The 12,417-nt window shown below is 66.1% G+C and carries 10 protein-coding genes and 1 tRNA gene; 8 read left to right on the top strand and 3 right to left on the bottom strand.

Features of this window, described 5'->3' with window-relative positions; all coding sequences use genetic code 11:
• Positions 1-24: 24 nt before the first annotated feature.
• On the bottom strand, positions 25-1,497 hold the full coding sequence (gene lysA / locus CVV68_RS05100; RefSeq protein ID WP_438502611.1) for a diaminopimelate decarboxylase: 1,473 nt from the start codon (positions 1,495-1,497) through the stop codon (positions 25-27).
• Positions 1,494-3,146, bottom strand: coding sequence for an arginine--tRNA ligase (gene argS, locus CVV68_RS05095; RefSeq protein ID WP_110499931.1), 1,653 nt, complete (start codon positions 3,144-3,146; stop codon positions 1,494-1,496). Before argS ends, lysA begins: the two co-directional genes overlap by 4 nt.
• 447 nt (positions 3,147-3,593) lie before the next feature.
• Between argS and CVV68_RS05090 the strand changes: the two genes are divergently transcribed.
• Complete coding sequence (locus CVV68_RS05090; protein WP_110499930.1) at positions 3,594-4,064, top strand: Lrp/AsnC family transcriptional regulator; 471 nt, start codon at positions 3,594-3,596, stop codon at positions 4,062-4,064.
• A gap of 171 nt (positions 4,065-4,235) precedes the next feature.
• A complete protein-coding gene (locus CVV68_RS05085) occupies positions 4,236-5,888 on the top strand; it encodes a thiamine pyrophosphate-binding protein (protein ID WP_281268270.1) in 1,653 nt (550 codons plus the stop codon).
• Between the two features lie 61 nt (positions 5,889-5,949).
• Here the strand turns inward: CVV68_RS05085 and CVV68_RS05080 are convergent, their stop codons facing one another.
• Entirely contained in the window at positions 5,950-7,212 is a 1,263-nt protein-coding gene (locus tag CVV68_RS05080; protein ID WP_110499929.1) for an MFS transporter, read from the bottom strand.
• 186 nt (positions 7,213-7,398) lie between these two features.
• On the opposite strand from CVV68_RS05080, the gene CVV68_RS05075 reads away from it, so the two are divergent.
• The 6 genes from CVV68_RS05075 (at position 7,399) to CVV68_RS05050 (ending at position 12,410) form a co-directional block, all read left to right on the top strand.
• Positions 7,399-7,471, top strand: a tRNA-Arg gene (locus CVV68_RS05075).
• A 137-nt stretch (positions 7,472-7,608) separates the two neighbouring features.
• A complete protein-coding gene (locus tag CVV68_RS05070; protein ID WP_110499928.1) occupies positions 7,609-8,364 on the top strand; it encodes an SDR family NAD(P)-dependent oxidoreductase in 756 nt (251 codons plus the stop codon).
• The gene (locus CVV68_RS05065) at positions 8,358-8,840 is read left to right on the top strand and encodes a MarR family winged helix-turn-helix transcriptional regulator (protein WP_245933349.1); all 483 of its coding nucleotides are present in this window, start codon (positions 8,358-8,360) and stop codon (positions 8,838-8,840) included. The genes CVV68_RS05070 and CVV68_RS05065 overlap by 7 nt, the downstream gene beginning before the upstream one ends.
• A gap of 126 nt (positions 8,841-8,966) precedes the next feature.
• Positions 8,967-10,340, top strand: a complete 1,374-nt coding sequence (locus tag CVV68_RS05060) for a GH1 family beta-glucosidase (RefSeq protein ID WP_110499927.1) — start codon at positions 8,967-8,969, stop codon at positions 10,338-10,340.
• Between the two features lie 102 nt (positions 10,341-10,442).
• Positions 10,443-10,901 (top strand): carboxymuconolactone decarboxylase family protein, encoded by a 459-nt coding sequence (locus CVV68_RS05055; protein ID WP_110499926.1) that lies wholly within the window; start codon positions 10,443-10,445, stop codon positions 10,899-10,901.
• Positions 10,902-10,985: 84 nt separating this feature from the next.
• Positions 10,986-12,410 carry a carboxylesterase/lipase family protein gene (locus CVV68_RS05050; RefSeq protein WP_110499925.1) on the top strand — a complete coding sequence of 475 codons (1,425 nt, stop codon included), beginning with the start codon at positions 10,986-10,988 and terminating at the stop codon, positions 12,408-12,410.
• The last annotated feature ends 7 nt before the right edge of the window (positions 12,411-12,417 follow it).

Here is a 12,417-nt window from a genome sequence, read left to right as displayed (position 1 = left end):
GGTGTTGCGCTCTGTCAAAGGTCTCTAGGCCCCTAAATCGCGTGCCAGCAAATCGTCTTCTGTTTCGCCCCGCACCATCAAGCGTGCGGCACCGTCCTTGACGGCCACCACGGGCGGGCGGGGCACGTAGTTGTAGTTGCTGGCCAGTGCCCAGCAGTACGCGCCCGTTCCGGGAACTGCAAGCAAATCCCCGGCCGCCACGTCATTGGGCAGATATACATCTCTAACAACAATGTCACCGCTCTCGCAATGTTTGCCCACCACTCGGGACAAAGCGGGAACGGCCTGTGATGCCCTGCCGGCCACGACGGCGGAATAATCGGCGTCGTAGAGCACCGGGCGGGGGTTGTCGCTCATGCCGCCGTCCACCGACACATAGCGCCGGGGCGCCGTCACACCGCCCTGCCCATCCACCTCAACCTGCACTGTTTTCAGCGTGCCGGTTTCATACAGCGTGAACGTGGAGGGGCCCACGATGGCCCGGCCGGGCTCAATGGAGATCCGGGGGCAGGCCATGCCGAGCTCTTCACACGTTTCCCGTACGACGGCGGCCATCGCCTGGGCGATTTCGGCCGCCGGGCGCGGGGTGTCCGCCGCGGTGTAGGCGATGCCGTAGCCGCCGCCCAGGTCCAGTTCCGGCAGCGTAATGCCGTACGTCTTTTGGATCTGGTCGGTGAAGGCGAGCAGCTTGCGGGCGGCAATCTCAAAGCCGTCCGGCTCAAAGATCTGCGAGCCAATGTGCGCGTGAAAGCCCAGGAAGTTGATGCTCGCCGCCTCGACGGCCAGCTTGGCGGCCGCCTCGGCGGCGGAGAGGCCGGGGGCGTCCGGGTCTTCCGAAACAAGTGACAGCCCGAACTTTTGGTCCTCGTGGGCCGTGGCGATGAATTCGTGGGTGTGCGCGTGGACGCCGGGCGTGAGGCGCAGCATCACATTGGCCCTGGTGTTGCGGGCCGCGGCCAGTGCGGCCACGCGGTGCAGCTCGTGGAGGCTGTCCACCACAATGCGGCCCAGTCCCATGTCCAAGGCGCGGTTGATCTCCGCGTCGGACTTGTTGTTGCCGTGCAGTCCCAGCAAGTCTCCGGCCAGCCCGGCGCGGACGGCCACGGCCAGCTCGCCGCCGGAACAGGTGTCCAGGCGCAGGCCCTCGGATTCCACCCAGCGCGCCACATCGGTGCACAGGAACGACTTTCCGGCGTAGTAAACGTCCACGCCGCCGCAAAGGTCGGCAAAGGCCTCATCAAAGGCGTCCTTGAACGCGCGGGCCCTGTGGCGGAAGTCACCTTCACTCATGACAAACAGCGGGGTGCCAAACTGTTCCTTGAGCGCCCCCACGGAAACACCGCTGACGGTGAGCTCACCGCCGGGGCCGCGTTCGACGTCGTCCGCCCACATGGCGGGGACCAGCGCGTTCACATCCCTGGCGGCAGGAAGCCAGCCGGGGGCCAGTTCCGCACCGGCCACGTGCGTTGCCGCCGGGTTGTCGTTGGCCACCGTCACATCCGTTCCGGAGCGGAGACGCCCAGCAGGGACAGCCCGTTGGCCAGGATCTGGCCCACGGCGTCATTGAGCCAGAGCCTGGTGCGGTTCGTGTCGGTGATGGCTTCCTCGCCCATGGGTGTGACGCGGCAGGCGTCATACCAGCGGTGGTAGGCGCCGGCGATGACTTCCAGGTGGCGGGCCACGCGGTGCGGTTCGCGGAAGGCGGCCGCCTGGCTCAGGACGCCCGGGTATTGGCCCAAAACCGCAAGCAGTTCGGACTCCGTGGCGTGGTTGAGGGCGGCCGCGTCAAACGCGGTACGCTCCACCCCGGCAGCCGCCGCATTCCGGCCTACGGCGCTGGTGCGGGCGTGGGCGTATTGGACATAGAACACGGGGTTCTCGTTGGAGCGCTTGGTCAGCACATCCAGGTCGATGTCGATGTTGGAATCGCTGGAGAAGCGGGCCAGTGAATAGCGTGCGGCATCCGTGCCCACCAGTTCCACCAGGTCCTCCATCGTGACAACGGTGCCGGCCCGCTTGGACATGCGCAGAGGGACGCCGTCCTTGACCAGGTTCACCATCTGGCCGATGAGGACCTCGACGCGGTTTGCGTCGTCGCCCAGGGCTGCCGCCGCTGCCTTCAGGCGGGCCACGTAGCCGTGGTGGTCGGCGCCAAGCATATAAATGCACAGGTCAAAGCCGCGGTCGCGCTTGTTCCTGAAGTAGGCAATGTCCCCGGCGATGTACGCGGCGTTGCCGTCGCTCTTGATGACCACGCGGTCCTTGTCATCGCCGTAGTCGGTGGAGTTCAGCCACCAGGCGCCGTCCTTGAGGTACATGTTGCCGGAGCCTTTGAGCTGTTCCAGCAACTTTTCCACGGCACCGTCCTCGAACAGCGAGTTTTCGTGGAAGTACACGTCAAAATCCACGCCGAACTCGTGCAGTGATTTTCGGATCGAGCCAAACATCAGCTCCACGCCCTGGGCGCGGAATTCCTCCTGCGGGTCCGCGGAGTTCAGGATGTCCGGGTTGCCTGCCGTAACTTCCCGGGCGATGTCCTCGATGTACGCCCCGCCGTAGCCGTCTTCCGGCGCGGGCTCGCCCTTGGCGCTGGCGAGCAGGGAGCGGGCAAACTTGTCGATCTGGTTGCCGTGGTCGTTGAAATAGTACTCACGGGTGACGTCGGCGCCCTGCGACTGGAAGATGCGGGCCAGGGAGTCGCCCACGGCGGCCCAGCGCGTGCCGCCGAGGTGGATGGGGCCGGTGGGGTTGGCGGAGACAAATTCCAGGTTGATCCGGGTGCCGGCCATTTGTGAGTTGGTGCCGAAGTCCGTTCCGGCTTCAACAATGACCCTCGCCAGTCCGCCCGCGGCCGCGGCGTCAACGGTGATGTTCAGGAACCCCGGGCCGGCAATGTCCACCTTGGAAACACCGGGAATTTCACTCAGGCGGCTCTGGAGGACCTCGGCGATCTTGCGCGGCGGCACGCCGGCCGGCTTAGCCAGCTGCAAGGCAATGTTGGTGGCCCAGTCACCGTGCTCGCGGCTCTTGGGCCGCTCCACGCGCACCTCCTTGGGCAGCGCCCCGGCGGGAACGGTGAGTTCACCGGCGTCGACGGCGTCTTTGAGGCAGGTGGCAATGGCGGCAGAAAGTTCTTCAGGGGTCACCGTCCAAGTCTACGGTTCCACCGGCCCCCTCCCCCAATCCGCCCGGAATGTGGCCCCGGTCCCGTTGACATTGGAGATGACCACGCCCAGTCCTGTTGATTGGAGATCACCACGCCTCGGCGCGGCAGCCGATTCAAAAGACAGCACCTGCGGGTGTTGGCCCCGCGCACCGATTCAAAAGACAGCACCTGCGGGTCACAGGCGTGACAACCCGCAGGTGCTGTCTTTTCATTCGCAGAAACACCGCGACACCCGCAGGTGCTGTCTTTTTATTCCACCGGCATGGCGCAGCACACGGAAACATGTCGCCAACCGCTCCCCGTCTTCACGGCAGCGTCATGGACACGTCATCATCTCCAACCTCAAGCAACGCTGCCGTCATCTCCAACCTCAAGCAACGCTGCCGTCATCTCCGACCTCAACCAATGCTGCGGCGATAATGGAGTCATGAAGGTTGACCGGCTGGACGCCGCCATTGTTGAGATGTTCACGGAGGAGCCTGGGGTCGGCGTGCTCGAATGCTCCCGCCGGCTCAAGGTGGCCCGCGCCACGGTGCAGGGCCGGCTGGACAGGCTGCACGCCAGCGGCGTCGTCACGGGGATCGTTCCGCAGCTGAGTCCGGCCGCTTTCGGCTTTCCCATCATTGCGTTCTGCTCCATAGAGATCGCCCAGGGCATGGGCCACGGCCTGGTCTTCGACGCGATCGGCAAGATTCCTGAAATCCTGGAAATGCACACGGTGTCCGGCCCAAGCGATGTATTGGTGAAGATCGTGGGCCGCTCCACCACCGACCTGCAGCGCGTGCTTGACGCGTTGTCGCAGGCGCCGGGGGTGGCCCGCACCTCGAGCGTGATAGCACTGGAGACCCACATTGAAAACCGGCACCTGCCCCTCTTGAGGGCGGCAGCGGAGTCCTGACACGTGGCCGGCCAGACAGGCCCTGGACTGTACAAATTGTCATATTGACAACCGGCAATGGGCGTCATTCTGTACAGGCTGAATGGTGATTTTGGCGACGCTTGCGCGCGCGGCCGCGACGTTCCACTGTTGTGTGCACCACCACACACGCCAGAGAATTGAGAGCACGCCGTGACCGACCAGCCCACCGTTTCCGACCTCGTTGCCGATGTTTGCGCCCGGCATGCCGACACCGTGTTTGGGCTGATGGGCAACGGCAACGCCTTCTTCACCAGCAACATCACCCGCCGCGGCCTGCGCTACATCAGCGCCCGCCACGAGGCCGGCACCGTTGCCATGGCCGACGCCCACTACCGCGCCTCGGGCAAGGTGGCGGTTGCCACCGTCACGTACGGCGCCGGCTTCACCAACTCGCTGACCCCGCTGGCCGAGGCAGCCAGGGCCCGCATTCCCCTGGTCCTGGTGGTGGGCGGCGTCCCCACCACGGGCGCCCGGCCCTGGGACATCGACCAGGACATCGTGGCCGCAGGGCTCGGCGTCGAAACCATTACGATGACCCGGGAATCGGCTGAAGCGGCCACCGAGCGGGCGTGGGCGCTGTCCGCCCGCGACAGCCGGCCCGTGGTGCTGGCCATCCCCTACGACCTCGCCGCCGTCGCGGCCGGGCCACAGCAACCGACTGTTGCCCTTGCCAGCCGGGCGCCGCTCACACCGGACGACGCCGCCACGCGCCACATTGCCCGCCTGCTGGCCGGCGCGCAGCGGCCACTGCTCATCGGCGGACGCGGCGCGGTGGAAGCCGCGGCCGGCGGGGCCCTGCGGCGCCTCGGCGACGGCCTGGGTGCGCTCTTCGCGACGTCGGCCATGGCCCGCAATCTCTTCGACTCGCCCTGGGACCTGGGCATCGCCGGCGGCTTTGCCACCCTGGCTGCCGTTGACATCATGCGCCGCGCCGACGTCGTCCTGGTGGCAGGCGCCGGCCTGAACACCTTCCAGACCCGCTATGGCAGCCTCTTTGCCGACGGCGCCACCGTCATCCAGGTGGACGTGCGCCGCGAGGCAGCCGCGACGTCCGCCACCGAATTCGTTCACGCGGACGCCGCCGCCTTCGCCACCGCACTGCTGGAGGCCATGCCGGAACTGGCCGGGCGCGGCTGGCGGGACGGCTACCCCGAAGTGGCCGACCGCTCCCTGTTCGCCGGGCCGCCCGCGGAGGAGTTCGCCCCGGACGGCCGCCTCAACCCGAGTGCTGTGGCGCAGTTGCTCGACTCCGTGCTGCCTGCCCGGCGGACCATCGTCCAGGACGGCGGCCACTTCATCGGGTGGGCGCCCATGTACTGCAGCGTCCCGGACCCGCACGCGCTGTTGATGGTCGGAACGGCGTTCCAAACCATCGGGCTGGGGCTGCCGTCCGCCGTCGGCGCCGCCACGGCCAGGCCCGACAGACTCACCGTCCTGGTCTCCGGGGACGGCGGCGCGCTCATGGGCCTGGCCGACCTGGACACCGCAGTGCGCACCATCGCCAGCGGCGTCATGGTGGTGTTCAACGACGCGGCCTACGGCGCCGAACTTCACCAGTACGCCGTACGCGGGCTGGACGACACCGCCATGCAGATCGAGGAGGTGGACTTCGCCGCACTGGCCCGGGCGTTCGGCGCCCAGGGCACCAAAATGCGGTCCCTGGCAGACATGGACCACCTCCGAGACTGGCTGGACGCCGGAGCCCGGGGCCTGTTTGTCCTTGACGTGGCCGTCTCACAAAGCGTGGTGGCCGACTACATGCGCGAAAGCATGGCACCCATCCTCGCCGCCCGGGCCAACTGAGCCGCCCAAGCCGGCCGGCCGGCGTCGTGCCTTCCTTGGGGGAAGGCACGACGGACGGCACTCATCTGGCGAAGTCGTCCTCCAACATTTTCGGCCGGCAGATGATGTAGGCGCCCGCGCCCAGCAGGACCAGCGTGGCAAAGAGGAACATGAACGGCGCCGTCCAGGAACCCGTCCACTGGCGCAGCAGGCCAAAGAAAAGCGGGCCCACGCAGGCCAGTGCGTAGCCCATGCCCTGGCCGAAGCCGGACAGCGCACCTGCGCCCAGATGGGTGCGGGTGCGGTGGTTGATCAGCAGGAGGGACAGCGGGAAGGTCCCCGGTCCCAGGCCCGCCAGCGAAACCCACAGCCACGTACCGCTGGCCGGGGAAAGCAGCAGGCCCAGGTAGCCGGCCACGAAACACGCCAGCATCACCAACACGACGGGGAATGGGTTGCGCATCTTGGCGGCGAGGAGCGGGATGAGCAGGCTCATCGGCAGCCCGAGCGCGGCAAACAACGCCAGCATGGACCCGGCGTGGCTGCGGTCCAGCCCGGCCTGGGTGAGGATCTCGGGCAGCCAGGCAAACATGGCATAGGTGTTCAGGGAGGTGCAGCCGAACATCAATGTCAGGCCCCAAGCCGTCGGCGAACGCCACAGGTTCATCCTGGGCGCCGCTGCGCCACCCTTTTGCCCCGGGCGGGAATGCACCTTTAGTTCTTCCGGCCCGGCCACGGCGGATGGCGGGATGGGCGCGGTGCCCGGAGCCGGCGTCGTGCGCGGGGAAATCACCGCCAGCAGCCACGGCACCAGGGCCACAACGCTGATGGCGGCCCAGGAGGAGAGGGCGAACTGCCAGCCCGCGGCGTCGGCGAGCGGGACGGAAAATTGTGCTGGCAGGGCAGTTCCGAGGGAGAGCGCGGTGACGTACAGGGCCGTCATGAGGCCGACCTTGGTGGGGAAATACTTCTTCACCAGCGGTGGCAGGAGCACGTTTCCGGCCCCCAGCCCGCCAAAGGCGACCACGGAGAAGACCAGGAACAGCGGCGTGTTGGGGGCAAACACCCTGGCGACCTGGCCGACGATTCCGGCCAGGATCGAGATCACTATGAGCCGTTCCAGCGAGGCCCAGCGGATCACGTACGGGGTGAGGAAACCGAACAGGGCAAACGCGGCGGTGGGGAGCATGCCGAGGATGCCAATGATGGCGGTGCCCATCGGGAGGTCATGGTTGATGGTGGAAATCAACGGAGGGACCACCGTCACCGCACCGCGTAGTGTCAGCGCCGTGAGGATGATGCCCGCCCCAATAAGCCACGCCGACCGGGGAATGTTCCTCACCATGTGTTCACCATTGCCCCAACGTTACCTGCCACCGCGGCCCGGAGCAGGGCAAAGCAGTGTGCGGAAATGGAGATGCGGGCCACACCCGCCCGCGTCGCCGCCGCCACTGCCTGCACCAGGTTTTACATTGGATGCCCTGCACCTGCTAAGCTCTTTCTCGTTCCCTTCGGCAGCCACGGTTGCCGTGCCCTCGTAGCTCAGGGGATAGAGCGGTTGCCTCCGGAGCAACAGGCCGTAGGTTCGAATCCTATCGAGGGCACACCGAAACCCCTGAAATTCTTGCGAATTTCAGGGGTTTGTCGTTTAAATCCTTCAAATTTCACAAAAGACTCTTGACAACTTGTTCGGTACCATACGATATTTGTTAGGTAACGAACGAATTCACGAGGAGATCACATGAACGGGAATCGCGTTGCCCTGGTCACCGGAGCAAACCAAGGCGTTGGACAACAGCTTGCCAAAGAACTCGTGGCGAACGGTCTCACCGTGTTCGTCGGATCGCGCGATTTCGCACGAGGCGAGGCTGCGGCGAAGGACATCGGCCCGGGCGCCATCGCGCTTCAGCTCGACGTGACGGATACGGCGTCAATCGCTGCCGCGGCGGAGCGCATCCATGCGGAGATCGGCCACCTTGACCTGCTGGTTAACAATGCCGGCATTTCCAAGACAACGTATCGCGCACTGGGCTCACCGGAATACACCGCGTCTTCAAAGGCGAGCAACGCCTCGCTTGATGAGATACGCGCGGTTTGGGACGTCAACGTCTTCGGCGTCCTTGCCGTCTATCAGGCGATGCTCCCGCTCCTGCGGGAATCTACGGACGCACGCATTGTCAACGTCTCGAGCGGCGTCGGCTCGCTGACCTCCAACGCGGAACCGGACTACCCGTACCATGCCATGTATGGCCCCATCTATCCGGCCTCGAAAGCCGCCATGAACGCGATTACCCTCGCGATCATGGTCGAGCTGGAGTCCAGCGACATCAAGGTCAACCTTGTGTCGCCCGCTTTTACCAGCACCAACCTCAATGGCTTTGCCGGGACCGAGTCTGTTGAGGACGGTTCCCGGGAAGTAGTCCGTGTTGCACTGCTCGGCCCCGACGGGCCCACTGGCACTTTCACCCGCTGGGAGAACACGGCGATCCCGTGGTGAACAGCCCCGCGCCAAGTTCAAACGACGTCAAAACCCACCACGAGTCTGTCGGTGCCTGGGCGAAGCGCTACTACTTCGCCAATCGGGCCGCCATCGAGTCGGTCTTGCGTCCGTACGGTATCGGCACGACCCAGTGGTACGTGCTGTATCAATTGGCGAATGACGGGCCAACCATCCAGCGCGACCTGGGGCAGCTGCTCCACCTCGAGAGGGCGACCCTGAGCGGGATCGTGTCCACTCTTGTCCGCAAGGGCCATGTGGAACAGGTTCCCGGCGCTACCGACCAACGCCAGCGGGTACTGCATCTGACCAAAGCCGGGAGAAAACTCTGGGAAGGACTCCCGGACCCCATTGCCGTCATTGGCGCCACTTCACTCCAAGACATCAGCGAAGCGGAACTCGCCACGGCCGTTCGCGTCCTCAAGGCCGCCACACAACGCCTCAACGACTACATGGCAGACGGCGACCGGACCTGACGGAGCCCCGTGTTGTGTCGGTTGCACCTGAATCGCCAACAATGGATCGATTCTGCGCGTCGCATCATTGACATGCACCCCGTCGTCCGTGAAGCTCGTGCCCAAGGCACCTGACGAAAGGTCATCATGGACCAGCACGCCCTCCCCCGCTTCCCCGCTGACTTTATATGGGGCGTTTCCACGGCCGCCTACCAGATAGAGGGCGCAGTCAATGAAGGCGGCAGGGGCCCGTCAAGCTGGGATGCGTTTGTGGCCCAACCGGGCCGGATCGCCAATGGCGACACCGGCGCCGTGGCCTGCGACCACTACCACCGGTATCCGGAGGACATCGCGCTCATGGCACAGCTGGGGGTGAACGCCTACAGGTTCAGCTTCTCGTGGCCACGCATCCAGCCCGGCGGCTCCGGTGCCGTAAATCCCGCGGGCCTCGCATTCTACGACCGCCTTGTCGACGGTTTGCTGGAAGCGGGCATCACGCCCAGCGCCACCCTGTTCCACTGGGACACACCGCTCGAGCTGGAACAGTCTGGTGGCTGGCTCAATCGGGACACGGCGGCACGCTTTGCCGACTACGCACAGCTGGTCGGAATCCACTTTGCGGACCGCATCCCACGCTGGATGACCCTCAATGAACCCGTCTCGGTGACCATGCTCGGCTATGGGGCGGGCATCCACGCCCCCGGACTGGCGCTGGGATTCGACGCACTGCCGGCGGCTCACCACCTGCTGCTGGCCCACGGCCTCGGCGTTCAGGCCCTGCGCTCTGCCGGAGCGGAAAACATCGGCATCGCCAACAACCACGGCGCCACCTGGCCTGCCAGCGAAAGTGAAGCCGACCTTCAAGCTGGCGGACTTTACGACAACATCGCGAACCGCCTCTTCGCCGACCCCATTCTCACCGGCGCCTATCCCGAATCACTGGCACGCTTCCTTCCGCCCATTCCCGACGCCGATCTGGGCACCATCGCCACACCCATTGACTGGTACGGCATCAACTCCTACAACCCGACGCTGGTCGGTGCACCGACGGCCGGCACGGGCGGCTCAGTCGACGGTCACGTCCTTGACGGGTCCCTTCCGTTTTCCTTGCGCGAACTGGCAGGCTATCCGCTGACCGACTTCGGCTGGCCCGTGGTTCCGGAGGCATTCACGGAACTGCTGCTGGGCTTCAAGGAACGCTACGGCGACAAGCTGCCGCCCATCTACATCACCGAAAACGGAGCAGCCGTCAACGACGGACCGGCTGCAGACGGCAAGGTCCATGACCGGCGCCGCATCGACTACACGGCGGCCCACCTGAACGCGCTCAAGGCGGCCATGGACGGCGGAGTGGACGTCCGCGGCTATTTCCACTGGTCCCTGCTCGACAACTTCGAATGGGCCGCAGGCTACTCCCAGCGCTTCGGTCTGGTCCACGTCGACTACGCCACCCAGCTGCGCACGCCCAAGGATTCGTTTTACTGGTACCAGGAACTGATCAGGCACACGAGGAACGCCTAAACGTCGCCGGCTTGCGGAACTTTAGGGCCGGGTGGAAGCTGGGATGGAAGGCGTGAAACGCCCTAATCTGATTTAACGACATTCCCGAAGAAAGCAGGGCACATGTCCACGGAACGCATGAACATCCACGAGATCGACCCCAAGGCCTACCAGCCCATGTTTGCCATGGAGAAGTACGTCCATGGCGGCACGCTCGGCGAGGACCTGCTGGCCCTGGTCAAGATCCGGGCGTCGCAGATCAACGGCTGCGCCTACTGCCTGGACATGCACGGCCGCGAGGCCCGGGACGCCGGCGTGGACAACCGCCGCCTGGACGTCCTGGCCGGCTGGCACGAGGCCCCGGAGCTGTTCTCGGACAGGGAACGGGCGGCACTGGCGCTCACCGAATCAGTGACCCTGATCAGCCGTGGCGGTGTTTCCGATCTCATTTGGGGCCAGGTCAAGGCCGCATTCACGGAAGCTGAGGTGCCCGTGCTGCTCATGGCCATTTCGGCCATCAACGTCTGGAACCGCCTGGCGGTCGCCACCCACCAGGCCCTGCCGGCGCTGCCGGCACAGTAAGGCCCCACCCGCCCGCATTCTGCTGCCCAGGAGCCTTGAAAACCATGCACGACGACGGAACCCCCCACCGCGCCCACGGCCACCATTTCGGGCGGCCGGGTCCGCGGAACGGTGCGCGACGGCGTCGAACGCTTCCTGGGGATCCCCTATGCCGGGGCCCCCATTGGGCAGCGCCGGTTCGCCCCGCCGGAGCCCACTGCACCTTGGTCCGGCACGCGGGACGCCACAGCGCCGGGTGCCACCGCCCCGCAAAATTCCTATGCCGGGGCCATCGCGCGCATCCTGCCCACCGTGATCATTCCGGGCGCTGACTTCCTGAACGTGTGCATCTGCACACCCGCGTCACGGAGTTCGGAGCCGTTGCCGGTCATGGTCTGGTTCCACGGCGGGTCCCTGCAGCACGGAGCCAATGCGCTGCAGGGGTACGATGGTGGCGCATTCGCCCGCGACGGCATCGTCTTCGTGGCACCCAACTACCGGCTCGGCGCGGAGGGTTTCTCCGTGCTGGAAGGCGCTCCGCTGAACCTTGGCCTGGCAGACCAAATGGCCGCGCTGCGGTGGGTGCAGGCGGAGATCCACAACTTTGGTGGCGATCCGGCGAGGGTGACGGTGTTTGGGCAGTCGGCCGGCGGCAATACTGTCGCTGCGCTCCTGGCCCACCCGGATGCGCACTTGTTATTCGGCCGCGCCATCATCCAGAGCGGTCCATTGAGTGCCGAGACCCCTGACAGGGCCGGAAAAATCACGCGTTTGATGGCCGAGGACCTGAAGGCCGCGGCAACCCGGGACGCCTTCATGAACTTCTCCCCCGACGAACTACTGGGAGCCCAGGCACGCGTGACGGCGGGCGGCACCCCCATCACCGGCGGGGCCGGGTTTGCACTGGCCGTCGGTGGCGGCCTGGTGCCCGCCAGTCCGCAGGACGCGCTGGAAGGCGGCGCCGGGGCGGGCATCCCCCTGCTGATCGGCACCACCGCGGACGAATCCCGCCTCTGGCTGGTCCCCTCCGGGCTGGTCAGGAGACTCAACCGGCTCCACTTGGCCGTGGCGCGCCGCAAGGCGGGCATTTCCGCGTCGGCAGTCAGGCTGTTCCGTCGCAACCGCCCCGATTCGCCCATCGGCGAGATTCTCGGCGCCCTGGCCACCGACAAGCTACTGCGGGTGCCTGCCAACCAGCTGGCTGATGCCCGGCTGGCCCGGGGCGCGGCGACGTACGTCTACGAGTTCGCCTGGCCCAGTCCGGTGGAGCAGCTGCGGGCCGCGCACGCCGTCGAGCTTGGCTTCGTGTTTGACGGTTTGTCCTCCCCCGACTCCATTGGCCTGGCCGGCATCGGGGCCCCGCAGGAGCTGGCCACCGACATGCACCGCGCCTGGGTGGACTTTGCCGTCTTCGGGGCCCCGGGCTGGGAGGCATGGTCCGCCCGGCGTCCGGTGAAGATGTTCGACGGCGGTGCGAACCCGGTGGTTTCCGCACCCCGGGAAGACGAACGCCTGGCGCTGACGCCGTAGCCGGGCC

Source organism: Arthrobacter livingstonensis (assembly GCF_003219815.1).
GTDB lineage: Bacteria > Actinomycetota > Actinomycetes > Actinomycetales > Micrococcaceae > Specibacter > Specibacter livingstonensis.
This window is presented reverse-complemented; position numbering and strand designations above follow the sequence as displayed.

Coding starts and splice junctions, on each gene's coding strand:
- CVV68_RS05090 (WP_110499930.1), top strand. CDS start 3,594: ATGAAGGTTGACCGGCTGGACGCCGCCATTGTTGAGATGTTCACGGAG.
- CVV68_RS05080 (WP_110499929.1), bottom strand. CDS start 7,212: ATGGTGAGGAACATTCCCCGGTCGGCGTGGCTTATTGGGGCGGGCATC.
- CVV68_RS05070 (WP_110499928.1), top strand. CDS start 7,609: ATGAACGGGAATCGCGTTGCCCTGGTCACCGGAGCAAACCAAGGCGTT.
- CVV68_RS05060 (WP_110499927.1), top strand. CDS start 8,967: ATGGACCAGCACGCCCTCCCCCGCTTCCCCGCTGACTTTATATGGGGC.
- CVV68_RS05055 (WP_110499926.1), top strand. CDS start 10,443: ATGTCCACGGAACGCATGAACATCCACGAGATCGACCCCAAGGCCTAC.